The sequence below is a fragment of the Flammeovirga kamogawensis genome (genome assembly GCF_018736065.1).
GTDB lineage: Bacteria > Bacteroidota > Bacteroidia > Cytophagales > Flammeovirgaceae > Flammeovirga > Flammeovirga kamogawensis.
Genome location: NZ_CP076128.1, coordinates 186,567 through 211,306, shown reverse-complemented (window position 1 = coordinate 211,306; position 24,740 = coordinate 186,567). Strand labels below are relative to the sequence as shown.

Here is a 24,740-nt window from a genome sequence, read left to right as displayed (position 1 = left end):
TTAAAAGAAGAATACTTTTCACCTTACTTTAAAATGGTATTACAACTTTAAAAGTAGTTCCTTTATTCTCTTCTGTTTCACAAACAATTATTCCATTATGAAGTTCTACAAATTCTTTGGCGATTACTAAACCAAGACCTGTTCCTTGAATATGATTGGTGTTACTTCCTCTAAAAAACGAATCAAAAAGCTGAGAAAATTCTGAAAGCGGAATACCAATTCCTTTGTCAACAACCTCTATTAATAAGCCTTCACCTGAAGTAGAAACGAAAATTCCAACCTCTTTTTCTGAGTATTTAATTGCGTTAGTTAATAAGTTATCTAAAACATGCTCCATTAAGTTTACATCTAACCAAACTTCTTTCTCTTTTAAATCAAAAGTTATATCTATTTGTCTTTCTGTAGATGATCTTCTTTTAAATTCACTTACATAATCACTAATGAAAAGTAAAGTATTTACTTTTATAGGTTTAAAAGGGGTTTTTCCTGCTTCAATCTTACCTAACTGAAGTACTTCATCCATTAAAATTGTTAAACGAGTAGATTCAGAACGCATTCTATCCATAAACCTATTCATTCTGTCTACTTCTAGAAGATTCTCTTTATTCAAGGTTAGTTCCATCAAATCAAGATTAGTAAGAATTGTAGCAAGAGGTGTTTTAAATTCGTGAGAAGCCATCGAAATAAATTTTGACCGCATTTCATTCAACTCTTTCTCCCGTTCTAGGTTTTTTCTTAATTCTGATTCTATTTTCTTTTGTCCTACCATATTTCTTATGATCATAAAATATAAAATATGATCTGAAATTGATAGGCGTGTTAAACTAACTTCAGATGGAAAATCTTCATTTGATTTACTTTTAAATAACCATTCAAAACGTAATTCCTCTTGTAAGTCACATGTTTCTTTCATGCTCTTAAAAAGAGATAAAGAATCGCCACCTTTGGGTTGATTGGAAGGCGAATTTTTCTCAATCCACTTATAGAATAATACGGTATCACAACGCCCAAAAAGCTGTTCTACTTTTTCGTTATAAATTGAAATCTTCAGTCCTTCATCTAATAAAAAATAGGCGTCAGATGATTTATCAAAGATTGTTTTAAATTTTTCTCTTTTAAGCGCTAGTTCGCTATTGTTAATAGTTAGCAAGTTTTCTAAATCAACATTTAACTTAGATAGTTTTTCTTCTTCTTTTTTTGCTTTTGTAGAATCATTTAAAAGACAAATAATGTTCCCTTGAAAATTTTGAACAACTTTTAGTTCGAAGAAGTATCCATTTAGAAAATAATCAAAATGACTTTTATTTCTAAAAACTCCCTTTTTAAAAAGAGTTCTAAACTCTGATGGTAACGGATGATGCTTACTGATTTCTATTGTATCTCCTACTTGAATCAGCTTTTGATTTTCTTTTAAATGATTTGGGTAATGAACATCTAAAACAGTAAATTCTTTATCGAGAACAACAACAATCTGATATACCAAATCTATTACTTGATGTGCGTATATCGCCCCTAATCGTTCTTGCTCAGATCTTTTTACAATCCTAAAATACAATCTTATGCTTAATACTATTATCACCCCTATTAACAGTAACTTCAGCCAAATTAAAGGCGTGAAAATTAAGCCTATTAATAAAGCTGTACAGCCAATAATAAAAATTTTAAGGAGATAATTTTTTTGAGTTTTTGGGTTAAGCATTACAATAGAACTTTACAGACTACTGTAATTTAATCATTTAAGATGATAAATACTTTATTATTTCACCTTAGATCTATGAAATTTGGGAAACTTAGTCTCCATAAATTTAACAGCCTCTTGATAGTATGTCATATCTCTATTAGAAATAAGTATCGGCTGACCAGTTTTAGTATATATCGTTAATATATTAAATAATTTCTTTCCTATTTTGCGTTGTCTTACCTCCCAAAAGAGTAAATATTGAGACAAATCAATTGTTACTTTTGCTCCAATTCTTAAAGGGTAATCTTGAGTTATGGTCTTGGTTTTAAAACTAACTACTTTATAAGCAAACATTAATCGGACGATCATCATTACTAAAATGAAAGCCAAGCTCACTAAAAACAATAATTTATACCATTCAAAGCCACCTATTTCAATCCATCTTACTGTACCAACAGTTATTAATAACAGAATAAATAAGAATACACCTAATGCTACAAAAGCAGGTACTTTTGGCTTACATACGATGGCTTTAGAATTTCTATTTTTTTGCATTGTATTAATTCACTAAAATAATTACTGCTGAAACAAAAGCTCCTCCTGTTAAAAAGAAGTTCCAATCTCTTTGGTTCAATAAAGTAAACTTCATTATAAAGTTATTTATTAAAAGACAGATACTTACAATTAATATTTGACCAACTTCTAAACCCAAGTTAAAAGCTAAAAGTGGTTCCCAAATAGAACTTTCTGACCCTAATAATGCTTTAAGATAATTAGAGAAGCCTAAACCGTGTATCAGACCAAATAAAACAGCTTCGACATAATATTTTTTATATGTTTTTGTGTTCTTGATATATGAAGGCCTGTTTCCAGTTGTAAGTTTACTAACACCAAAAAAGTTTGATACACAAACCAATAAAATTGTTACTGGAATTAATTTTTCTACAAGATCCGGGTTTATAGTTATAATATCTAAAGTTGATAAACCAAGGGTAATTGTATGTCCTAATGTAAAAGCTGTGACTAACCAAACAACTTGTTTAAAATTCTTATAGCTAAAAGTTGCCATAAGTGCCAATATGAACAATATATGGTCATAACCTTGAACATCTGTTATATGTTGTAAGCCAATTTCTAAATACACCCAAAATGAGGACATGCTTTTAAGTAGTTTAATGTAATTCGTTTATTTTTTTGCCAGCATACATACTCCTAAAAGAAAAATAATCTGACTTAGTTTACACTTTGCAAATATAATGCAGTTTTAACGATCTTATTAACCATTATATTTATATCATTTCTCAATATATTCAAATAACACGCCGTAGACTATTATTTTTATTGATTAAATGAAAGTTATACACTTAAATATGTTTTTTCTAAATGATTTGAATATTTTTGAGGGAATTCCAACATGAAAAAGAATGAAACGCCATATATATATATTATTCCTCTTGTTTTGTATTGCTTCTCAGAGCTTACATGCTCAAGACTCATGGGAGAAAATAAGGGAAAATAAAAAAGGAACTGTTACTGTTTATTATATTCAGAATAAACCATTTGTCTACTCTTTACATACTGGTGGAATGGCAGGTATTGAGTATGAAATGTTTGCTGAGATGATTCATCAAAAGAGGAAAGAACTAAAAGCTATTATCAATATTAAATGGGTACCTGTTTCGAGTTGGGACAATATGTACAAAAAAATTTCTGATGGCGGAGAAGGTATTTTTGGTATATCAGGAATTACAATAACAGACGACCGCAAAAAGGATATTGATTATTTACCCGCATATATGCCTGACATAGAAATTATAATTTCATCAGCAAATGTCCCAATTTTTCAAACTAAAGAAAATTTCAATGCAGCTATTCAATCATTACGAGCTGTAACAATCAAAAATTCTACTTTTGAGCGAAATATTATAAAGTTAAAACATGCGGACCTTCCTGCTTTAGAATATAAATATCTAGATACATCTGAGGATTTAATTTCTGAAATAGCAAATGGACAAGATTTATGGGGTTTTACTCAATTATCTAATTATGCATATGCCTTATCAAAAGGATTGATGCTACATAGACAAATTTTTTATCAGACTGAAAATGATGGTTTAGCAATTATTTTACCTAAAAACTCTAGCTGGAAAACTCCGTTATCTGCATTTTTTAAAACGAAAGAATTTAAGCCTTACATTAATACATTAATCCGAAAATACTTAGGAGATAAAGTAACAGATCTTATTTGGGATATTTCGAATAGAAATTCTGAAATGATTGACACCCTAAAAACCCAGCAAAGAGAAATTGGCTTACTAAATATTGAATCAGAAATTAGGCTTTTAAGGCTTACTCAAAAAGAATTAGAGATATCGCAACAAAACACAATTAGAAATATTCTTGTTGTTAGTCTATCCCTTACATTATTACTGGTAGTTGCTTTATTTCATTTTAATAACCTTGTTAAAAGGTCTAACCAACAGTTAGAACATCAAAACCAGGAAATTGATTTACAATCAAAATCTCTAAAAAAAGCATACAAAGATCTTGAACTTTTAAGTGGAATTGGAAGAGATGTTACTGCAAAACTTACTTTAGAAGATATTATTACAACAGCTTATAAAAGTATTAATAAGTTAATTGATACACCAATTTTCGGAATCGGTATTTTTAATGAAAAAGCAAACACCCTTGAATTTCCTTTTATTTACGAAAATGATATCGAGATAAAGGGGCAATCGTATGATTTAAATGATAAAATGAGGTTAGCTGTAATGGCTTTTGATCAGCGAAAAGAGTTCTTCATTCAACATTTTAGTAACGACCATAGGAACTATGTAAAAGAAGTTTTACAGCCTATTGCAGGACAAAATGCTGAATCCATTATTTATATTCCACTAGTTGCAAAACATAAAAAACCAATTGGTGTATTTACAGTTCAATCTTTTGATATAAATGCTTTTGATAGCTATAAACTCAATTTATTAAGAAACTTAGCTATCTATATTCGTATAGCATTACAAAATTCTAGTACTTATTCTAATTTAAACTCTAAATCAAAGAAATTACAAAAGGCTAACAACCATATTTTAGAACAGAAAGAACTTATTGAAGAAAAAAATCATGATCTTGAAAATGCTAACAATGAAAAGAACCATTTATTAGGTATTGTAGCCCATGATCTTAGGAATCCACTTTCTAGTTCAATATCTCTACTAAGTATGTTAGACACTAACAATTCTGCTTTAGACGATGATGAGAAAATGTGCATTAGTGGTTCTTTAAATGCAATGTATAGAATGAATAACATGATAGAAGAAATTCTTGACGCCCGTGTTACTGAAAATAAAGTGGAAGAGGAGAAAGAAAAAGCTATGAAAGATATTTTTTCTTCTTCTGATGTTGTTGACGTTATCGTAAATGAATTTACTGGAATTGCAGAGAGAAAGAATATTACATTAATTTATAATATGATTTCTGATGGTTTAGTAGAAGTAAATAAACAACATTTCACACAAATTATAGAAAACTTAATTTCGAATGCAATCAAGTTTTCTGATCAGAATACAATTATCTCTACTTCTGTGGAAAAAAATAAAGATTTTATACAAATTAAAGTCTCAGATCAAGGACCGGGTTTTAGTGATGATGACAAAAAGAATCTTTTTAAGAAATATCAAAAACTATCTGCAAAACCAACTGCTGGAGAGAAATCGACGGGTCTTGGTTTATCAATTGTAAAAAAATACATTACTGAAATGGAAGGAACAATTGAATGTATAAGTAGTAAAGGTAATGGAAGTACATTTATTGTTTCCATACCTAATCTATAAAAAAAGAGACACCCTGTTAGGAATGTCTCTTCTCTTTTATTGCTTTAATTCGGTCATCAAAGCTTGTTTCAGCAAAATTAACCTCTTTATTTTTTATCGTATCAAGATAATCAAAAACTTCTGGTTGATGATCTGTACTTTTCCCATTTTTAGGGTTAATGTATTTCATCGTAGACCATAATACAGTTTTCAATTCTTTTTTGGCATCATCTAACATGTAATATTCCACTACAATTGTATTGGCATCTACATGAATAATACTTGATTTAATGCGAACCCACTCTCCTACGGCTGCTGGTCTTAAATAGGATATCTGATGGTTATATATTACCCAACCAGTACCATATTCTTTAAAAATATCTGCAATATTATACCCATATAACTGTGGCACTCTATCTTCTCTAGCATTAAAGAAGTAGTCAAAATATTTTGCATTATTTAAGTGACGAAAAGGGTCACAATCCTGAAAGCGGATAATAACTCTTGACTCTGTTTCTTGAGGGTAACTTTTTTGCTTATCGTGATAAAAAGGCATTAGGTATATTGTTTATTCAAATCTATCGTTTCTGTCAATCCAAGAGTTACGTCTCTCCCATTTAAGGTCTTGCAACATAGCTGCTTTAACCGCAATGGTAATATTATATGATTGACGAGGACCAAAAGGAATCCAGTTTGCAGTTAACTGCCAACAGTGTAAATCTCTTGTAATGTCAAATGATGTATAAGAAAACGCAGATTCTTTAAAATCATAACCCGATCTAAAAGCAAATTTCCATTTTGGCGTTAAAGAAAGGTCTCCAGAAAAAGTAAGCGTTTGAGTAACTGTAGACTCTTGTTCACCTGTTTTATTATAATTTAAGTTATAATTTATTGAAAGTGACCAAGGAATATCAAAGTCCATATACAAATCAGGATTTCTCCTCATTTCTTCTAACATTTGTCTCTCTAACTCATTACGTGGTTCTAGCTCATTAAGTTTCTTTTCTTTCTTTTCTTTTGCTCCTTTCGGTGCTAACCTTGTACCTAATGAAACGGTCATGTTACTTAAATTAGCTAAACCGCCTCCAGTTTCACTTAATGTATATTGTGATTTATATTGACTTGTTACAACCTCTTTCTTTAAAGTTTCATCATATTTAGTATCTGTAACAACATAACGGTATGGATCCCATCTAGAGCTAACAGAAACATCTACTTTCTTTAATAGTGTAGTTCTAAAACCAGCAGAAATATCTGACCAGTTTAAAGAATCTCTCTCAAAATCATATCCCGAACTGACATTTAGGTTATTAAGAAGCATGGTTTTCTTTGCTTTGCCATCCTCACCTTTTTTACCGCTTTTCAATTCTAAAACGTTATTTACAGAAAAACTCAAAGCACTACTTCTTCCTGCAGATGGTTTACCAACTAAACCACCTTCAGACCTAAATACATTTGTTCCTTGAGGGTTAGTAGCAGATGTTTGTACCATTTGATAATAATCATAATTAGGATCACCAAAATCTGGTCTAAAACTCATAGAGGCAGAAGGTTGAATAGTATGACGAATAATTGAACCACCTTTCATGTTATAAAACATAAACATGTTAGTATTAAAACCAATAGCAGTACTGTATTCAGAATAACGAGTCATTGAGTTAGTCGTATCTACTTTAACTGCATTTTCTGATTCCAGATAAGTATAATCATAACTTACTGGATGCCAATATTCTTTATAGTTAAAACTTGGAGAAAATGTAAAATACTTTAACACTTTCATTTGTGTACTAATTGGAATATCATGAGTAACACCCCATCTAAAATCATCTTGATATTCACCAAAATTTGTCAATAAATCAGGATATTTTCCAGTCTCCGGGTCTATACCATCATCTGTAGAATTATCTGCTCCATATACATTAAATGGTAATTTACCTGAACCTGGTTTATTGGTTACCGATCCATTAGCTTTCACACTATATGTTAATCCAATTTCTGAAATTAAATTTGATTTTTTAAACAAGTTTTGAAAAGGTCTAACTCTTTGCATGTTTAAACTGGCTTCTGGAGTTAAAGTTGCTTCGCCAGTTTGCACGTTTTGTTGGTATCGTGTTTGAGCAGTTGTATTCAAATTTACGTTACCTAAATTAAAAGAATTACTATAACTAACAGATGAGTTCATAGATGATTGTAGATAATCATTCGCATCCTGAGAGTTATTTCTATTATAGTCAGAGTTTGCAATATTTATGTTTGCAGAGAACCTAGAGTTCTTTTTACTTTCCTGTGAGTGTGACCATTGTATTTGGTAATCCTGTCTTACTGTTAAAGAACCATCATTTTCTTGAAACAAGTTATTTACAAAAGAGACCCTTGTATTACCACTGAAAGCATATCTTTTACGGTATTGAGATGAAATATTTAAACCCCAACCACCTAGTGTATATGCAGAACCTAAAACAGTTAAGTTAAAGTAATCTGTTAGTGCTAAAAACACACCACCATCTCTTAAATAAAATCCACGATCTGTTGATTCTCCATAAGAAGGCATAATAAAACCAGAAGTGTTATCAGTAGTTGCGGGAAATATTCCAAAAAAGAAGCCTAAGGGTAAAGGTGATTCGTTTAATTCTACTAAAAATGGACCTGATACAATATTTTTTTCTGGAACTACCTTTAATTTTTTGGTTCTAAACCCAAAATGAGGATGCTCTAATCTACATGTTGTATAAACATTATCGCCCATATACATTTCTGGACCCGCTGTTTTCTTTACAACCTGTGAAGTAATAATACCATCACTTTCTTCTGTTACAATACCTTTTATTAAACCTTTTCCTGTTTCATAATTATAGATCATCTCATTCGCATTGAATGTAGACTGTCCATCTTTAAAAATTGGTTTCTCAACAACAGTACCTGTAGAATCTTCTATACCTTGTGCTTTGACAATTTTTGTTACAAAATTCATTTGTATATCTCCAGCTTTTAAGGTTTGTTCCCCAAATTCCACTTCTGCATTTTCCTTCATGTACATTGTTTGAGTCCTCATCTCAAAATTAGACCAATCTGAAGTATATTTCACTGGAGAATCAAACTGATCGACAGGAGCTGAGATATCTTCTCCAGTCTTCCACATATCTAAAGTTTCTATAACATCTTCAGAAGGCAGGTCAAAATCACTATAATCCATCATGATATCATCCATATCATCAAAAACACCAGAATCTTTTGCCTTTTCCCATTCTGTAGGGTCATCAGATTTTAAAGCTGTGTTCAGCTGATTCATTCTTTCGACAATTTCGGGATCAGCCATATCAACTCGGATTTGCTGTAAATCTCGATCACCTCTGAACAGCACAGAATCAGAGAATGCATGCAATGCGTCCGCATAATTAGTTAACAACTCATTTTTTGCACTTGAATTTAACAAGCGTAGAGTTTTTGCCAATTGCCTAGCCGCTTGTCTACTTTGAGCGGTATCATTTTCTATCTTAAAATATGCAACCTCGCCTTTAAAATTAGTATCAGCTTTAGCTTCGTTCAATGTAAACATCGAAACAAAGAAAAAGGCGATAACGCCATACAATAAGCTTTGCAAAAAATTAAGTTTATATATAGTATTCAAAAAAGTATAGATCATTTATCAGATGATATTAAAACATCATGTTATACAAATTTAATGTAATATTTTTAGTCTTCAAGATCAAAAGTTGAAAGAAATATAGATTAAATGATATTCTTTGATAAATTTGAGATGTCGAAATACAGCTGCAAGCTACATTAGAAGAAAAAGAATTCAAATCAAATACTATTATTGTGTCCAATTTTAAAATTGAATTATCAAATGAAGTCAAGGTCGGATTATTTGCAATCGTCTGTGGCATTGTACTTTACACCGGTTTTAATTTCCTAAAAGGAATAGATATTTTTTCTGACCATCACACATATTTTATTGAATATGATAAAAGTCCCGACCTGCAGGTCTCTAATAATGTCACTATTAATGGTGTTATAGTTGGAAGAGTATCTGCAATAGAACTTTTACAAAATCAAAATAATGTTGTTCGTGTAACTATTGATCTAAAAGATAATATACTAATTTATACCGAAACAAAAGCTTTTATTGCTGACAAAGGAATGTTAGGTGATAAACAAATTATCTTAAGAACTGAGAATAAAACTACTATTGCTGAACCTAATGCAACACTTCAAGGAGGTATTGAAGACGGGTTATTTGCGTCTCTTGCAACTAAGGCAGATCCGTTAATGAAATCTTTAGAACAAACTTTAGATTCCGTTCAAATGGTTTTAGCTGGTTTTAGAGGTACAGGTGAGCGTGTTAATCAGATGCTTGATAAGACAAACTCAATAATGAGTAAAGTAGACAAGGGTGGTATAGATCAAACTTTATACAATGTAAAGGTGATGACTGCTAATTTAAAGGATGCTTCAGCAGAACTTACTCCTTTATTAGCAAAAATGGATCATTTAGCCGACTCATTAAACAATGCACCTTTAACACAAACAGTAAAGAATGCTCAAGACGTTTTAGCAAATGCAAACAGAACTCTTAATGCTATCAACGATCCAAATGGATCTGTAGGTGCTTTACTTACACAAAGGGAAATGCACGATCAATTAGTAAGTACTATGGCAAGTATGGATAGTCTATTGATCGATTTTAAAGCTCATCCTAAAAGATATGTTCACTTCTCGGTTTTTGGTAAAAAAGACAAAGCACCAAAAGAAGACAAGAAATAAAATAACTAATAATATAAACGAAAAAATAATGATTACAGGGAGTGAATTAATTACACTGGTAAGAGATAATGATTTCTTTAATGAAATGACAAAACTTAAGAAAGATTTTTTGAAAATCGATCCAAATTTTATGGACTTAAGTGATGACGATTTTATTTCTATTATTCTTATCTCACCTTCGATTGGTATTACACTAGCAAATGGCAGTGTAAGTCATTACGAAGAAATTACATTAAGAAGAAAGGCTAGAAAGTTATCAAGAAGAAGTTTCTTCCAAAAAAATGATCCTTTAGCACCTGCATTAAAATATTTATCGTACAACTTTACAGAATGGGAACACCGTTTTTATGAGTTAATTAAAATTACAATGCACTCTTCTTTAAAGGCTAATAATGTAATTTTAGAAACGCTTAAAAACCCTGAATCATTAACTGGAGATCTTAAAAGAGATATTCTTAATGCTCCGTTTATTTTTGTGAAATTTATTTCATTCTTATTTATGGAAGAAGATGATGATCTATTAAATGAAAGATCTATTACTGAAGTTGAATTAGATAAAATTAAGGAGATTGGTAGTGTATTAGAAATTGATAATGTACCGGTGTTCCAAGTATTCTGCAATTCTTTCATGGTTCGTCCTGGAAACGTAGTATAAAAAATTAAATACTTTTTACAATGCGGATAATAGTAATGTTATCCGCATTTTTTATTTTTGCATTATGAGTACAACAGCACTACAAATATTAAACGACTTCGATTTACGAAGAACCGCAAGCAGAATTAGTATCTTAAACATTTTTATGGGAACTAAGATTGCTTTAAGTGAAAATGTCATCGAAGAGCAATTAGTTGGTATTTGTGACCGTGCAACTATTTATAGAACATTAAAAACGTTTATTGAAAAAGGTATTTTACATCGAGTAATTGATGAAAATAGCTTAGTAAAGTTTGCAATGTGCAATTCAGATTTTTGTACTGAATCTCACCATAGACATGAACATGTACATTTTAAATGTCAGTCTTGCGGTGATACAGAATGTATGGATGACCTCCCAATTCATCCAGTTACCCTACCTGAAGGCTATACAGCCTCAGAAACTAACTACTTAATTGTAGGTACTTGTAAAAAATGTAATCAATAATTTTTCTCCCTCACGCAACCTTCTATCTTTATCTCTGTCTTTTAAAGTGAATTAGATATTATCACAATGACAGCAATACTTGATAAATGTAAAGAAGGTGACCGCAAAGCTCAATTCGAATTGTACAATCAATATTCGAAGGCAATGTATAACATCTGTGTACGGATTGTAAACAATCTAGAAGAAGCAGAAGATATATTACAAGAATCGTTTTTGAGTGCTTTTAAAAATCTTCATCAATTTAATGGCACATCATCTTTTGGTGCATGGTTAAAAAGAATAGTAGTGAATCATTCTATTAATCATGTAAAAAAAAGAAGATTAGATTTGGTAGAAATGGAAGAAAATAATATTTCTAGTATTCCAGAAAAGGAAGAAAAAGATATTGATTTAATCCTCAACATAGACCGTATTAGAGAAGCTATACAGTTACTACCAGATGGCTACCGTATTGTATTTTCATTGTATTTACTTGAGGGATATGACCATAGAGAAATCTCTCAGATACTTTCAATTTCAGAGTCTGCATCAAAATCACAATACAGCAGAGCTAAGAAAAAATTGAAAGACATTTTAAAAGTTTCTCTATAAAAGCAGCAATGATTATGGACAAATTAGAACGATTTATATTAGAAAATAAAGATAAGTTAGACTGCTTATCTCCTTCTACAAATACAAACAATAGATTTAAAGAGGTTTTAAATGACAATCTTGAACGTGAAATACTGAGCAAAAAAAGTGAGCTAGATTTTCATAAACCTCAGGACAACGTATGGCTTAAAATTGCCTCAGAATTAGATAAAGAAAGTATTTCATCTGTTCAAATAGAGCAACTTTCCAATCAATCATTTGATAAATATGATGCTCCTTCTTCTTTATGGGATAAAATTGAGAATCAATTAGATAAAGAAGAAGAAAAGAAAACTCCTACTAAAGAAGTTAAATTCAAAATTTCTAAACAGTGGATTTCTGTAGCAGCAGCTATAATTATTGGTATCGGTATTGGTTGGATTGGAAGTTACAACTCTATGCAAACAACTCCAGAAAAACCAGCTTCAGAATGGCAACAGGCAGAAGGTTATTACATGTCTATGATATCTAATAAAAGAAAGCAAATTAAGGCACTAAACTTTAAAGATATCAAACTACTTCAAGATTTTGACAGCCAACTTAAAAGCCTAAAAAAGGGCTATAAGAGATTAAAGGCTGAAGAAAAAACAAGTAGTCAGCCAGAGGTGATTAAACATCAGATGCTTATTAATTTAGAGCTACAAGTCGAGTTGCTAAACAAACAAATGGAAATTATTATTAGTACATCAAAAGAAGAGATAAAAGATGAAAAGCCGCAACATTATTCAATATAGTCTAATCGCCTTTTTAGTTATTTTATCTAACTGGGCATTTGCACAGCATCCTAATGCTGAAAAAACAATAGAAAAAACATTCAATGACATTAATTCTTCTACTGTTTTATCAATAAATAATAAATATGGAGATATTAATATTTCTACATCAAAACAACAAAAAACAATAGAGGTAAAGATTGTTATAGAAGCTTGGCATCCTAACCAAGGTAAAGCTGAAGATATTTTATCATCAATTAAAGTGCAAAATAATATAAGTGATAATACTATTTTGTTCACCACAATTACTCCAAGTTCTGTATCTATAAATAATAAGAAAGGGTTTAAAATTACATACAATGTAACTGCACCTGAAGACATAAATCTAGATATTGATAATAAATACGGGAGTTTAGTTACTGAATCTATTAATGGCAGCGGTGAATTTAATGTTAGCTATGGTTCTTTTATTGCCAATGAATTAAATGGAAAATCAAACTCAATTAATATTAGCTATAGTAGCTGTGAAATTGATTTTATTGAAAATGCAGAGATTCGTTCGAGATATTTAGGAAAACTATCGATTGGGCAAGTTAATTCTGCAGAAATAGATGATAAATATGGTAATATTAATATTGGTACTGCTGGAGACTTAATTGCTGATTGTGCTTATTCTAATCTTAACGTTGATATTTTAAGAAGTACTTTACAAGCGGAAGCAGATTATGGTTCTGTAAAGGTAAACAAAGTAGCTACCTCATTTAAAAGTATGGATATTGACGTCTCTTATGGTTCTGCAAAAATTGATTTTGATCCGGACGTAAGTTTTCAATTTAATGCATCTGTTAAATACGGAAGCTTCAAATCAAATTTAGAAGGTTTAACTATCAATAAACAGATCGAAAAAAATACATCTGCAGAATATAGCGGTTACAATAATGAAGCATCTTCTGACAAAACAATTAATGTAAGATCTGCATATGGAAGCATAAAATTTAATTAATCATATTTTTTTTCAATAAAGATGACCTCCTTTTTTAAAAATTGGGGGTCTTTCTTTTTATCCTGCTATATTTGGGGCAAAATTATATTTTTTAGCAAAAAAATGATCTTAACAAGAAAATTAATCTACCTATTATCAGTCAACTACAAACTTTCATCGGTTTTAGAAATAATTTCCTTTTTAAATAAGAGATCACAAATCTAGATTTGCAGTTATGTTGAGTAAGAAAATATTAATCACTTGTGCAATTTTAGGTACTTTATCCTTCTCTTGTAGTAAGTTTTCGAGAATATCTAAGAGTAGAGACATCAATGAAAAATATGATGCAGCTCTTAATTATTACGACAATAAACAGTTTTATAAAGCATCTGTTCTTTTTGAAGATATTATGGGAGCTTTTGTTGGCGCAGCTGAATACGAAAAAATTCAGTTCTATTACGCATATAGCCAATATGAGCAGCAACAATACTTAATTGCATCTCATCACTTCAAAAGTTTCTTCGAGACCTATAATCGAAGTCCTTTTGCAGAAGAAGCATTATTTATGAATGGGTACTCTTTATATAAAGATACTCCTGATTACAATTTAGATCAATCTGGTACTGATGCTGCTATTGAAGAATTACAAAACTTCATTAACAGATACCCTACTAGTCAATATGCAGAACAATGTGATGACCTTATAAATGAATTAAGAGCTCGTTTAGAATTAAAGGCATTTGAGGTATCTAAACAATATTCTCATTTAAGATATTACAAAGCAGCTGCAATTGCTTATGAGAACTTTATGAAGGATTATCCGGATTCAGATTACAAGCCAGAGGCGATGTACAAGAAGATGGAAGCTGAATATGAGTTAGCAAAGATGTCTGTTTTTAATAAGCAAGAAGAACGATACAACGACGCTTTAAAAACGTATAAGAAATTCGGAGAACGTTATTCTGATAGTGGAGCTTATGAAGATGCTAAAAAGCTTAAAGTTAGTGTCGACAAAGATTTAAAGAAACACATGCAGAAAAAGGCTGCTTGGGAAAAACAAAAAGCCAAAATCGAAGCTGAAGCTAAAGCAGGTAAAATCTCAAAAGAAGAAGCTGAGAAATTGGAAAAAGAAGGACCTAAAGAAGGCCGTAGATCTAAAAGAAAAAGAGGAAAGAACTTGGAGCAAATTCAAGATCAAAAAAATGACGATTAATACAGTCTAATTCCACAAAAGGCGAATCAGTTTTAAATTGATTCGCCTTTTTTATTGATTATGAATCTAAAAAACGACATATTTAGTCAATAAAAAATACTAATATATTTGTAAGTATTATTTTTTAAATAGAATTCTAATAATTTCTGATCAAATGCTTAATTCAAAATTTAGCCAATTTATTACTTTGGCATCACTAGCTTCTCTATTAATTGGATGTGCGACTAATTTTGGACAAAAATCTAAACTTCATAAAACAGAAAATATACTTTCTTTAGATGGCGAAGCTGTAACAAAAGAAAATTTCGTTTATCTATATGATAAAAATTACAGTAATGACAGTGCTTTTTATTCAAAAGAAAGTGTTGATGATTATTTAGATTTATTCATCAATTTTAAACTAAAAGTTGCTGAAGCAATCACATTAGGTTATGATACTCTTCCTGCATTTCAAAATGAATATAAGATGTACCTTAACCAACTAGAAGAACCTTATTTAACGGAATCAGTTTTTAACGACAGTCTTGTAAAAGAGGCTTACGATCGTCAGAAAATTGAAGTGAGAGCCTCTCATATTCTTATTACAGCCAAAAAAGATGCAAGTCCTGAAGATACATTAAAAGCATATACTACAGCAATCAATTTACTAGAAGAAATTAAAGAAGGTAAAAACTTTGAACAGGTTGCCTTTACATCTTCACAAGATCCTTCTGCTAAACAAAATAAAGGTGATTTGGGTTACTTTACATCTTTACAAATGGTATATCCTTTTGAAGATGCAGCTTTCAAAGCAAAAATTGGAGATGTGGTTGGACCAGTCAGAACCGACTTCGGTTATCATTTGATTTATGTAAAAGATAAACGAGAACGATATGGTACATTACAGGTACAACATATCATGATTAAGTCTACTAAAAAAGATAAAGCTGAAAATCAAGAAATTGCTCAAAGAAAAATAAATGCTATCTATGATAGTCTACAACTTGGTGGTGATTGGGCTGCAATGTGTAGTAATTTCTCCGATGATAAAAGGTCTTCATCTAAAGAAGGTATTCTCCCTCCTGTAAGTGAAGTACGTTTTCCGAAAGAATTTATGGAAGGGGTCTATTCATTAGATTCAATAGGGAGCATATCAAACCCTGTTCGAACTGATTTCGGATGGCACATTATAAGGTTATACCAGAAAAAACCAGTAATGGAATATGAAGTACTCTACCCTACCCTTGTAAAGAAAGTAAAAAAAGACAGTCGTTCTTCAACAAGTCGTCAACATTTTATTCAAAAACTGAAAAATGACAATGAGTATACTATTAACGAAGAAAACAAATCAATTGCTTTCTCTTTAATAGATTCTACAAGGTTAAAAGGCCAATGGAAAGTTCCCGAAGACTTATCTGTTAAAAATGCAAAAAAGGTAATCTTCACTTTGGCTACAAGAAAAGTTACCGTAAACGACTTTTTTGATTATGTATCGACTACACAGAAGAGTTCTAAAAACGACAACCTTGAAAATCTTTTAAACAGTGATTTCGATTCTTTTTCTAACATTATTCTACTAGAAGAAGAAAAAAAGAACCTTGCTGATAAATACCCTGAATACAAACATCTTGCACAAGAATACAAAGATGGGTTATTATTATTTAGAGTAATGGAAGATTGTGTATGGAATAAAGCATCTTCTGATATTACAGCATTAAAAACATATCACAATCAACACAGAAAAGATTACATGTGGGACACCCGAGCAGATGTTGAGGTATATAATACTGGAAGTAAAGATTTAGAAAATGAAACACTATTAATGTTAGACTCTGGTTATTTTAGAGTATTTCCTACTGAAGTATCTACAATTAACTACAAAAGAAATAGTTCTTATTTATACAAAAGTAGAATCAAAGACCTTCAGAAAGTTGCTGATGTTTTAAATACAGAAATCAACCTCTTTATTGTAATCAATGTTGAGTATGACAAAAAAGAAGGTAGTGTTTTAAGAAAAAAGAGATTTAATAACATCAAAAATCAATTGGTTAAAAAAGGTGTTAATATAAATAGAATTAAGTCTCACTTTGAAGAAGGTGTTAATGGTGTTGTAGATTTAAAATACTTCACTACTGAAGTCACAAAGTTTATCAACACTAAAAATTCTGAACATAATTTAGCTATTCAGTATACGGATGGGATTTTCACAGAAAACTCACTCCCTTACAAGAAAAATATCGAAATGAAAGTAGGTAGATACATTTTTGAAGAAAACAATCGCTTTATTATAGTGAATGTAAAAGAAATCTTACCAACTGCACCCAAAACATTCAACGAGTCTAAAGGTAATGTAATTGCAGATTATCAAGAATACTTAGAGAAAGAATGGGTAAAAAGTTTACACACAAAACATCAAGTTGTTGTAGATTCTACTGTTCTACAATCTTTATATGTTCAAGACAAAACTTTATAAGAAATACATATTAAAGATATATTAATGGCATGAATATGAACTCAAGGTAAACTAAATGCAAGTATATCTTTACAGATGCTGTGTTTTCTTTGAAGAGTCATATTATGAATATAACTTGTAGACAAACATAACAGATCATCATTTTATCATAGAACTTTAGCATGGCTTCAGAAATAGAAAGAAAAATCTTAGTTGTAGACGATGAACCAGATATAGTAGAAATATTGGGTTATAATCTTAAGAAAGAAGGCTATCAAGTAAAAACTGCCAACGATGGAAAACAAGCCGTTGAAGTTGCAAAAGAGTTTCATCCTGAGCTAATCATTTTAGATATAATGATGCCAGTAATGGATGGTGTTGAAGCATGTAGACAAATAAAAGAAAATCCAGATTTAGCAGAGGCACATATTATTTTCTTAACTGCAAGAGCAGAAGAATACTCTGAAGTTGCTGCTTTTGACGTTGGTGCTGATGATTATATCGTTAAACCAGTAAAGCCAAGAGCTTTAATGAAGAGAATTGAGTCTATTTTCAAAAGAAAAAGTAAATCATCTTCAGTTAAAAAGGATATTATAAATATTGGTAAGTTTTCTATTGACAAATCTAGTTATACTTTATATGTTGATGGCGAGCCTAAAACATTACCTAAAAAAGAATTTGAACTACTCTATTTCTTAGCTGAAAGTCCGAACAAAGTTTTTAATAGAGACGATCTTTTGAGAAATATATGGGGTGCTGATGTATACGTTCTTGCTAGAACTGTTGATGTTCACATCCGTCGAGTTAGAGAAAAAATTGGTGAAGGTTACATTAAAACTGTAAAAGGTGTTGGTTATAAGTTTGAAGCTTAAACTAACTTTAGGTAACTTGCATAAAACCTCATTTCCAACCAGGTAATGGGGTTTTATTTTAAATAAATAAATATATGTTCTTTAATGCCAAATCAGTTTCCCTCCTTCTAGCATTATGTATTGGGGGTATAACATCTGCTTTTTTATCTTTGATACCAGATGTTTCTATTACAGGAGTAATTGTGGGTTTAGTTATAGCATTTTCATCATCTTTCCTTCTTACTTATTTTATTCTTGAGTTTATTTTTTTTAAGGAAGTTGGAAATATCCATAGGCAAATTCATGAACTACGAAGTAACCAATCTACTACATTTGAAGTCTCAAACGAATTGGTTAAAAGTAGTAAAAACCCTATTTCTGGAATTAAATCTCAAATACGAGATTATGCAGAAATGAAGGAAGAAGAAATTGCTCAACTGAAAAAGATGGAACGCTACAGAAAAGAATTCCTAGCCAATATCTCTCACGAATTAAAAACACCAATTTTTGCTACTCAAGGTTTTATTCTAACATTGCTAGACGGAGCTGTTGATGATAAAAAAGTTAGAGATCGTTTTCTTAAAAAAGCAGCTAAATCACTAAATGCTCTAAATATCCTAGTAGAAGACCTTTTGACTGTTTCCAAAATAGAAGCTGGAGAAATTTCTATGGATTTTGAAGTTTTTGATATACAAATAATGATAGTAGATGTTCTAGAACAAGTAGAACAAAAAGCTGAAAAGAAAAATATTACCGTATCTTTGGAAGTTCCTAATGACGATCCTATTTATGTTAATGCAGATTACAACAGGTTAAAGCAAGTTGTTATTAATTTAGTTGTTAATGGTATTAAGTATAATGAAAAAGGAGGCTGGGTAAATGTAATTTTACAAGTTCATGATAATCTAGTTACTTTATTAGTAAAAGATAACGGCATGGGAATACCTCTTGAAGATCAGAATAGAATTTTTGAGAGATTTTATAGAGTTGAAAAAAGTAGAACAAAAAAACAAGGTGGTTCTGGATTAGGTTTAGCTATTTGCAAACATATATTGGAACAACACAATACTTCAATAACTTTGCAGAGTGAAGCTGAAGTGGGTTCAACTTTTTCTTTTGATTTAAATTTAGTTCAAGATACAGAATATGAAAATTCCGAATTTTAAAAAGTGGATCATTTTCGAAAACGATAATTATATATTGGTAAATAAACCTCCTTATATTTCTTCTTTAGAAGATAGGGATAAGACTTTACCTACAGTTTATCAAGAAGCAAAAAAATATGGTGGAGACACACAATTGTGCCACCGTTTAGATAAAGAAACTTCTGGTGTAATGGCTATAGCCAAAAATCCGGAAGCATATAGAAACTTAGCAATTCAATTTGAAAAACGTCTTGTTGAAAAAATATACCACGCTGTTGTAGATGGTATTGAAAATTTTGATGGGGTAATGATCGACAGAAACATTTTAGTTTCTGGCCGTGGAAATGTTCGTATTGATATTGAAGGAAAGCCTTCACAAACAGCTGTAAAAACAGAGGAAATTTATAAATTTCACTCTTTAGTGGCATGTAAACCACTAACAGGAAGAATGCATCAAATTAGAATCCACATGGCTTATGTTGGTTCTCCTATTATTTCTGATGAGGTGTATGGCGGAAAAACTCCTTTCCTATCTGATGTAAAAGGCCGTAAATTCAAACTAAAAGGAGGAACGGAAGAACAACCACTAATGTCTAGAGTTGCTTTACATGCAAGATCACTAAGATTCAAAGACCTTGATGGATCAGACATTCATATAGAAGCTGATTATCCAAAAGATATGCGTGCTTTGATTACACAATTGAGAAAATTTAAATAATTATGATATCTCCTTATTTCCAAGACCACATGGAAGGCAATGTATGCTTTGGCTGTGGATGTAAAAATGATGATGGTTTACACATCAAAAGTTATTGGGAGGATGATAAAGCTATCTGTATTTGGAATGCAGAAGAAAAATACCACGGCTGGGCAAATTTGCTTAGCGGTGGTATTTTGTCTACAATAATTGACTGTCATTGTATGGGTACAGCAATGGCTGACGCCTATAAATCAGAAAATAGAGCTTTAAATTCTGCTCCTTTTTATAGGTATGCTACCGGTATTTTAAATGTGAAATTCTTAAAACCTACTCCAATTAACACGCCTATTAAATTAATAGCAACTGTTACTGAACGAAAAGGTCGAAAAATCACAATGTACTGTGAAGCTTGGTCAGATACAACTAAAACAGCTGAAGCTGAAGTTATCGCTATCCAAGTTTTTAATAGTTCAGACAATACTAAAGAGAACCCATTTATTGATTAATTGATTGATATGTTACCTATAACACATCCTGAAATAGATAAATATATTGAAAAAGTAGCCACAGAAGAAGATCCTATTTTAGTAGAACTGGATAGAGCTACACATTTCCAAGAGAACTTACCTCATATGCTATCTGGGCATCCTCAAGGGCTTTTCCTTACTATTCTAGCAAAAAGTATGAATGCTAAAAATATTTTAGAGATTGGTACTTTTACAGGGTATGCTGCTATCGCTTTAGCAAAAGGAATGGATAGCAATGGACAACTTAATACTATTGAAATTGACGATGAAAAAGAAGATATTATTCAGAAATTCATCAATAAAGCAAACCTTAACGAAATTATCAAACTCCATATTGGCGAAGCTTTAGATATTATTCCGTCACTAGATGATGAAATTGATATAATTTTCATTGACGCCGATAAAATGAATAATGATGCTTATTTTGAGCTATGCTTACCAAAGTTAAGAAGCGGTGGCCTATTGTTAATAGATAATGTTTTATGGAAAGGCAATGTTGCAGATCCTGAAATAAATGATAAAATGACAAAGGCCATTATGGATTTCAATATTAAGGTTACATCCGATAAAAGAGTACAAAGTTGCATTTTACCTCTTAGAGATGGCATTTTAATGGCTCAAAAATTGTAGCTTAGCAAAGAATTAATTACATTATTTAGTATCAAGAAAGAATAAATATCTCTTACTCTTTCAACACCAGGTAGTTACAACACCTAATTATGAAAAAAACATATACAATAGGAGTTTTATTGGGCTTAGGTTCAATTCTATCTTCATTTACTCATAACACTGAAAACAATATTATTGCAACTCCTTTTGCAATTAATAAAACATTAAGCCCATCACAAAGTGATAACCCATATCCTATCGTAACAAATGTTCATACGAAAACTGTTAACGGAGAGGAAATAACTTTAGTTGATGCTAACAATATTCCTGCATTTATTGCTGGGGCTAATCAAAATTTACTTTTGGTAGCAACGTCATTAGGCATTGATGTAAAAAAAATATATAAATATAACGATATGGATGCGTATGATGACCTACAAGAAGGTCATGTATACTATCTAAAAGCTAAGAAAAGCAAAGCGACTACAGCTATGCATACAGTGATTGAGGAAAAGAACTTATGGGAAGTTTCTCAAAAATATGGTATTAAGTTAACGAAATTAGCAAAGAAAAATAGAATGGCTAAAGACGATCCTTTAGCTAGAGGTCGTGTTTTATTCTTACAAAAAACACGTCCAAAATCAGTCCCTCCTACAGTTGTTGATGTCCCCCCTGCAGAAGATGTAGAGGTAACTACACCTGAAGTAACAGCAGAAGTAACAACAACTGCCGCAGTAGTAGTTGCTGCTGCAGATTCAACTTCTCTCTCATTAGATCCTAATTCTAAAACACATACTGTTCAAGATGGTGAAAGTTTATTCACAATATCTAGAATGTATAATGTGAATATGTTGGATATTAAAGAGTGGAATCAAATAGGAGATGATTTATCTCTTGAGGAAGGACAAGTTCTTATTGTAGGGACGGAAAATTCTGAAGTAAAGCCTTCTGCAGCAGTAGCGACAACTACCGTGGTAGCCACTCCACAATCAGAAGCTGTTAAAGAAGACAGCTTTGCTATTATGCCAAAAGGTGAATTTACTAACAGAGGACCGCAAACAAATACAGCTGCTGAAACATTTACTGTTGGTGCAATAACTGTTGGTGCTGCAGCTGCAATAACTGAAGAAGAAGCTATTGAAGAAGCTCCAGCTGCTCCTACTTCTTATGTAGTTCAAAATGGAGATTCTTATTATGGAATTGCTCGTAAATTTTCTGTATCACCTCAAAGCTTACAAGCTTGGAATGATAATGCCGAACTACATCCAGGAGAATCGATAAGAGTAAGTTCTCCAATACAAAATAATGGTGCTTTTGCTGTAGCAGGTAATTCTGGTATCGATGCAAAAGGCAACTTCTCTGGAGAAATTAAAACACACACTGTAGAAAGTGGTGAAACTGTTGAGAAAATTGCTCAAAAATATGGTATTCCATCTTCTGATATTTATGGGTTTAACGCAGCTAGATTAAAAGGAGAGCAACCTAAAAGAGGTATGTTATTACAAATTCCTATTAGATCTGCTAATGCTACTCCTGAAGTAGTTGCAACAACTAATTATGATCAACCTGCAGTTGAACAAGTAACAAATGATCCTTATAGTCAAGTTGCTGCTGAAAAGCCCGTTTCTACAACTACTGTAGCTGTTGTTGCTTCTACTGAAGTGATTGAAGAACCAAAAGAAGAAATTATCGTAGAAAATGCTACAACACACACTGTAGTTAAAGGAGAAACTCTATTTGCTGTATCAAGAAAAACGGGTGTTTATCATAAAGATTTAATTAAGTGGAATAATTTACCTTCTAACGGAGCAATAAATGTAGGACAAGTTCTACAACTTACTCCCTCAGATAAGGTAGAAAGCACACCTACTACAAATGTTGCAACTGCTGCAGTAACAACAAAACAAACTGTATCACAAGACGCATCAGTTGCAGAATACCATGTTGTTGAAAAAGGGGACACATTGTACTCTGTGTCACGCAAGTATGGTGCTAGCGTTGCTGACATTAAAAATTTTAATGACATGTCTTCGAATGAAATTAAAATTGGACAACGATTAAGAGTAAAATAGAAAAAATATTATTCAATTTAAGGAACCCTATTGGTTCCTTTTTTTGTGTCTAAAAATTAACATCAAATCTATATAAATGTTTATGTATACATTTATTAAGATAGATCTTGTAATTATTTTTTCTAAAATAGAGTTATTAGGATTGCATGGACAAAAACTATTTATTTTGATAGGTGGTTGACATCTATATTTTTTGTACATTTGCACTTCAAAATTCAGACAGACAAGTCTTATTTAATATTAACAAGATACAATTATGCCAGGAACGGAATATTTTGGTGAAGAAGAAAAAAAAGAAGTAAATGACGTTTTAGAGTCAGGAATGCTTTTTAGATATAACCATGATAACCAACGTAACGGACATTGGAAAGCAAGAGAATTTGAACAACTTTTTGAAGAGTACACAGGAGCTAAACATGCTCATGCTGTATCAAGTGGTTCTGCTGCTGTTGCTTGTATGATGGCTGCTGCTGGTATTGGACATGGAGACGAAGTAATTTGTACTCCTTTCACCTTCATTGCTCCTATAGAAGCTGTTTTATTTGCAGGTGGTATTCCTGTATTTGCAGAAGTAGACGAAACTTTAAATTTAAGTGCAGCATCTATTGAAGCTGCAATTACTCCTAATACAAAAGCTGTTCTTTTAGTTCATATGTGTGGCGCTGCTGCAGACCTTGATGGAATTAAAGCAGTTTGTGATAAGCACAATATCAAATTATTAGAAGATGCTGGACAAGCTCTAGGTGCTTTCTATAAAGGAAAACACGTAGGCTTACATGGTGAGGCTGGTGCTGTTTCTTTTGATTTCTTCAAAATTACAACAGCTGGCGAAGGTGGTGTTTGTTTTACAAATGACACTAATAAATATGAAATCATGGGTCAATTCTCTGATCATGGTCACTCACATGTAGGTGATAACAGAGGAATGGAACCACATCCAATAATGGGTTTTAATTATAGATTAGGCGAATTGAATGCTGCTGTAGCAGTTGCTCAAATGCGTAAACTAGAAATGATCCGTGAAAATAACATTAAAAATAAAGCAATCTTAAAAGAACGCTTAAGAAAAGAAGTTCCATTTATTACTTTCCGTTGTCTTCCAGACGAAGAAGGTGATTCTGCTACTTTCTTAAACTTCTTTATGGAAACTCCTGAGTTAGCTCAGGCAGCTGCTAATCAATGTGCAAAAGACGGTGTTGGCGTTGCTTATTGGTATACAAACATGTATCACTTCATTAATCAATGGGATCATTTAAAGGCATTAAAATCTCCTTATAAATTAGCAATCCATGATTATGAAAATCGTCAAGATTACAATGCTTTAGAATTACCTAAATCACAAAATATCATTGGTAGATTACTATCTGTTGGTATTCGTGCTACTTGGACAGAAGCAGAAGTAAATAAACTTGCTGATGATATCATCGCTTCTCTTAATGCTGTAGTTGCAGTAAACTAATTTATTAAG

21 protein-coding genes are annotated in these 24,740 nt (G+C 31.4%); 16 read left to right on the top strand and 5 right to left on the bottom strand.

The window, feature by feature from the left end:
- Window positions 1-28: 28 nt before the first annotated feature.
- From KM029_RS00845 to KM029_RS00835, 3 genes are all read right to left on the bottom strand, one after another.
- Complete coding sequence (locus tag KM029_RS00845) at window positions 29-1,555, bottom strand: PAS domain-containing sensor histidine kinase (RefSeq protein ID WP_158631117.1); 1,527 nt, start codon at window positions 1,553-1,555, stop codon at window positions 29-31.
- Window positions 1,556-1,756: 201 nt separating this feature from the next.
- Entirely contained in the window at window positions 1,757-2,236 is a 480-nt protein-coding gene (locus tag KM029_RS00840; RefSeq protein WP_144074903.1) for a hypothetical protein, read from the bottom strand.
- A gap of 4 nt (window positions 2,237-2,240) precedes the next feature.
- On the bottom strand, window positions 2,241-2,840 hold the full coding sequence (locus tag KM029_RS00835; RefSeq protein WP_144074902.1) for a HupE/UreJ family protein: 600 nt from the start codon (window positions 2,838-2,840) through the stop codon (window positions 2,241-2,243).
- 265 nt (window positions 2,841-3,105) lie between these two features.
- Here KM029_RS00835 and KM029_RS00830 point away from each other — a divergent pair, with 265 nt between their 5' ends.
- Window positions 3,106-5,514, top strand: a complete 2,409-nt coding sequence (locus KM029_RS00830; protein WP_144074901.1) for an ATP-binding protein — start codon at window positions 3,106-3,108, stop codon at window positions 5,512-5,514.
- A 16-nt stretch (window positions 5,515-5,530) separates the two neighbouring features.
- Here the strand turns inward: KM029_RS00830 and KM029_RS00825 are convergent, their stop codons facing one another.
- Together KM029_RS00825 and KM029_RS00820 are read right to left on the bottom strand one after the other, a co-directional pair.
- Window positions 5,531-6,049, bottom strand: coding sequence for an acyl-CoA thioesterase (locus KM029_RS00825; protein WP_144074900.1), 519 nt, complete (start codon window positions 6,047-6,049; stop codon window positions 5,531-5,533).
- Window positions 6,050-6,061: 12 nt separating this feature from the next.
- Window positions 6,062-9,094, bottom strand: a complete 3,033-nt coding sequence (locus tag KM029_RS00820; RefSeq protein WP_144074899.1) for a putative LPS assembly protein LptD — start codon at window positions 9,092-9,094, stop codon at window positions 6,062-6,064.
- Between the two features lie 218 nt (window positions 9,095-9,312).
- Here KM029_RS00820 and KM029_RS00815 point away from each other — a divergent pair, with 218 nt between their 5' ends.
- From KM029_RS00815 to KM029_RS00745, 15 genes are all read left to right on the top strand, one after another.
- Window positions 9,313-10,257 (top strand): MlaD family protein, encoded by a 945-nt coding sequence (locus KM029_RS00815; protein ID WP_158631116.1) that lies wholly within the window; start codon window positions 9,313-9,315, stop codon window positions 10,255-10,257.
- A 28-nt stretch (window positions 10,258-10,285) separates the two neighbouring features.
- On the top strand, window positions 10,286-10,912 hold the full coding sequence (locus KM029_RS00810; RefSeq protein ID WP_144074897.1) for a hypothetical protein: 627 nt from the start codon (window positions 10,286-10,288) through the stop codon (window positions 10,910-10,912).
- 64 nt (window positions 10,913-10,976) lie between these two features.
- Window positions 10,977-11,399, top strand: coding sequence for a Fur family transcriptional regulator (locus tag KM029_RS00805; protein WP_144074896.1), 423 nt, complete (start codon window positions 10,977-10,979; stop codon window positions 11,397-11,399).
- Window positions 11,400-11,465: 66 nt separating this feature from the next.
- Window positions 11,466-11,990, top strand: coding sequence for an RNA polymerase sigma factor (locus KM029_RS00800; protein WP_144074895.1), 525 nt, complete (start codon window positions 11,466-11,468; stop codon window positions 11,988-11,990).
- Between the two features lie 14 nt (window positions 11,991-12,004).
- A complete protein-coding gene (locus tag KM029_RS00795; protein WP_144074894.1) occupies window positions 12,005-12,763 on the top strand; it encodes a hypothetical protein in 759 nt (252 codons plus the stop codon).
- Complete coding sequence (locus tag KM029_RS00790) at window positions 12,735-13,745, top strand: DUF4097 family beta strand repeat-containing protein (protein WP_144074893.1); 1,011 nt, start codon at window positions 12,735-12,737, stop codon at window positions 13,743-13,745. Before KM029_RS00795 ends, KM029_RS00790 begins: the two co-directional genes overlap by 29 nt.
- A 214-nt stretch (window positions 13,746-13,959) precedes the next feature.
- Window positions 13,960-14,937 carry an outer membrane protein assembly factor BamD gene (locus KM029_RS00785; protein WP_144074892.1) on the top strand — a complete coding sequence of 326 codons (978 nt, stop codon included), beginning with the start codon at window positions 13,960-13,962 and terminating at the stop codon, window positions 14,935-14,937.
- Between the two features lie 154 nt (window positions 14,938-15,091).
- Window positions 15,092-17,389 carry a peptidylprolyl isomerase gene (locus tag KM029_RS00780; RefSeq protein ID WP_144074891.1) on the top strand — a complete coding sequence of 766 codons (2,298 nt, stop codon included), beginning with the start codon at window positions 15,092-15,094 and terminating at the stop codon, window positions 17,387-17,389.
- 161 nt (window positions 17,390-17,550) lie between these two features.
- Window positions 17,551-18,240, top strand: coding sequence for a response regulator transcription factor (locus KM029_RS00775; protein WP_144074890.1), 690 nt, complete (start codon window positions 17,551-17,553; stop codon window positions 18,238-18,240).
- Between the two features lie 74 nt (window positions 18,241-18,314).
- Entirely contained in the window at window positions 18,315-19,385 is a 1,071-nt protein-coding gene (locus KM029_RS00770; RefSeq protein WP_144074889.1) for a sensor histidine kinase, read from the top strand.
- Window positions 19,366-20,082: an RluA family pseudouridine synthase gene (locus KM029_RS00765; protein WP_144074888.1), complete on the top strand. Its 717-nt coding sequence runs from the start codon at window positions 19,366-19,368 to the stop codon at window positions 20,080-20,082. The genes KM029_RS00770 and KM029_RS00765 overlap by 20 nt, the downstream gene beginning before the upstream one ends.
- A gap of 2 nt (window positions 20,083-20,084) precedes the next feature.
- On the top strand, window positions 20,085-20,570 hold the full coding sequence (locus KM029_RS00760) for a PaaI family thioesterase (RefSeq protein ID WP_144074887.1): 486 nt from the start codon (window positions 20,085-20,087) through the stop codon (window positions 20,568-20,570).
- Window positions 20,571-20,579: 9 nt separating this feature from the next.
- Window positions 20,580-21,221, top strand: coding sequence for an O-methyltransferase (locus tag KM029_RS00755; RefSeq protein ID WP_144074886.1), 642 nt, complete (start codon window positions 20,580-20,582; stop codon window positions 21,219-21,221).
- A gap of 89 nt (window positions 21,222-21,310) precedes the next feature.
- On the top strand, window positions 21,311-23,272 hold the full coding sequence (locus KM029_RS00750) for a LysM peptidoglycan-binding domain-containing protein (RefSeq protein WP_144074885.1): 1,962 nt from the start codon (window positions 21,311-21,313) through the stop codon (window positions 23,270-23,272).
- A 256-nt stretch (window positions 23,273-23,528) separates the two neighbouring features.
- A complete protein-coding gene (locus KM029_RS00745) occupies window positions 23,529-24,731 on the top strand; it encodes a DegT/DnrJ/EryC1/StrS family aminotransferase (protein WP_144074884.1) in 1,203 nt (400 codons plus the stop codon).
- Window positions 24,732-24,740 lie beyond the last annotated feature (9 nt).

What these genes read in the sequence shown, in the direction of transcription:
- KM029_RS00840 (WP_144074903.1), bottom strand. Translation starts at nt 2,236, where the DNA reads ATGCAAAAAAATAGAAATTCTAAAGCCATCGTATGTAAGCCAAAAGTA.
- KM029_RS00835 (WP_144074902.1), bottom strand. Translation starts at nt 2,840, where the DNA reads ATGTCCTCATTTTGGGTGTATTTAGAAATTGGCTTACAACATATAACA.
- KM029_RS00830 (WP_144074901.1), top strand. Translation starts at nt 3,106, where the DNA reads ATGAAACGCCATATATATATATTATTCCTCTTGTTTTGTATTGCTTCT.
- KM029_RS00825 (WP_144074900.1), bottom strand. Translation starts at nt 6,049, where the DNA reads ATGCCTTTTTATCACGATAAGCAAAAAAGTTACCCTCAAGAAACAGAG.
- KM029_RS00810 (WP_144074897.1), top strand. Translation starts at nt 10,286, where the DNA reads ATGATTACAGGGAGTGAATTAATTACACTGGTAAGAGATAATGATTTC.
- KM029_RS00805 (WP_144074896.1), top strand. Translation starts at nt 10,977, where the DNA reads ATGAGTACAACAGCACTACAAATATTAAACGACTTCGATTTACGAAGA.
- KM029_RS00800 (WP_144074895.1), top strand. Translation starts at nt 11,466, where the DNA reads ATGACAGCAATACTTGATAAATGTAAAGAAGGTGACCGCAAAGCTCAA.
- KM029_RS00795 (WP_144074894.1), top strand. Translation starts at nt 12,005, where the DNA reads ATGGACAAATTAGAACGATTTATATTAGAAAATAAAGATAAGTTAGAC.
- KM029_RS00790 (WP_144074893.1), top strand. Translation starts at nt 12,735, where the DNA reads ATGAAAAGCCGCAACATTATTCAATATAGTCTAATCGCCTTTTTAGTT.
- KM029_RS00785 (WP_144074892.1), top strand. Translation starts at nt 13,960, where the DNA reads ATGTTGAGTAAGAAAATATTAATCACTTGTGCAATTTTAGGTACTTTA.
- KM029_RS00780 (WP_144074891.1), top strand. Translation starts at nt 15,092, where the DNA reads ATGCTTAATTCAAAATTTAGCCAATTTATTACTTTGGCATCACTAGCT.
- KM029_RS00775 (WP_144074890.1), top strand. Translation starts at nt 17,551, where the DNA reads ATGGCTTCAGAAATAGAAAGAAAAATCTTAGTTGTAGACGATGAACCA.
- KM029_RS00770 (WP_144074889.1), top strand. Translation starts at nt 18,315, where the DNA reads ATGTTCTTTAATGCCAAATCAGTTTCCCTCCTTCTAGCATTATGTATT.
- KM029_RS00765 (WP_144074888.1), top strand. Translation starts at nt 19,366, where the DNA reads ATGAAAATTCCGAATTTTAAAAAGTGGATCATTTTCGAAAACGATAAT.
- KM029_RS00760 (WP_144074887.1), top strand. Translation starts at nt 20,085, where the DNA reads ATGATATCTCCTTATTTCCAAGACCACATGGAAGGCAATGTATGCTTT.
- KM029_RS00755 (WP_144074886.1), top strand. Translation starts at nt 20,580, where the DNA reads ATGTTACCTATAACACATCCTGAAATAGATAAATATATTGAAAAAGTA.
- KM029_RS00750 (WP_144074885.1), top strand. Translation starts at nt 21,311, where the DNA reads ATGAAAAAAACATATACAATAGGAGTTTTATTGGGCTTAGGTTCAATT.
- KM029_RS00745 (WP_144074884.1), top strand. Translation starts at nt 23,529, where the DNA reads ATGCCAGGAACGGAATATTTTGGTGAAGAAGAAAAAAAAGAAGTAAAT.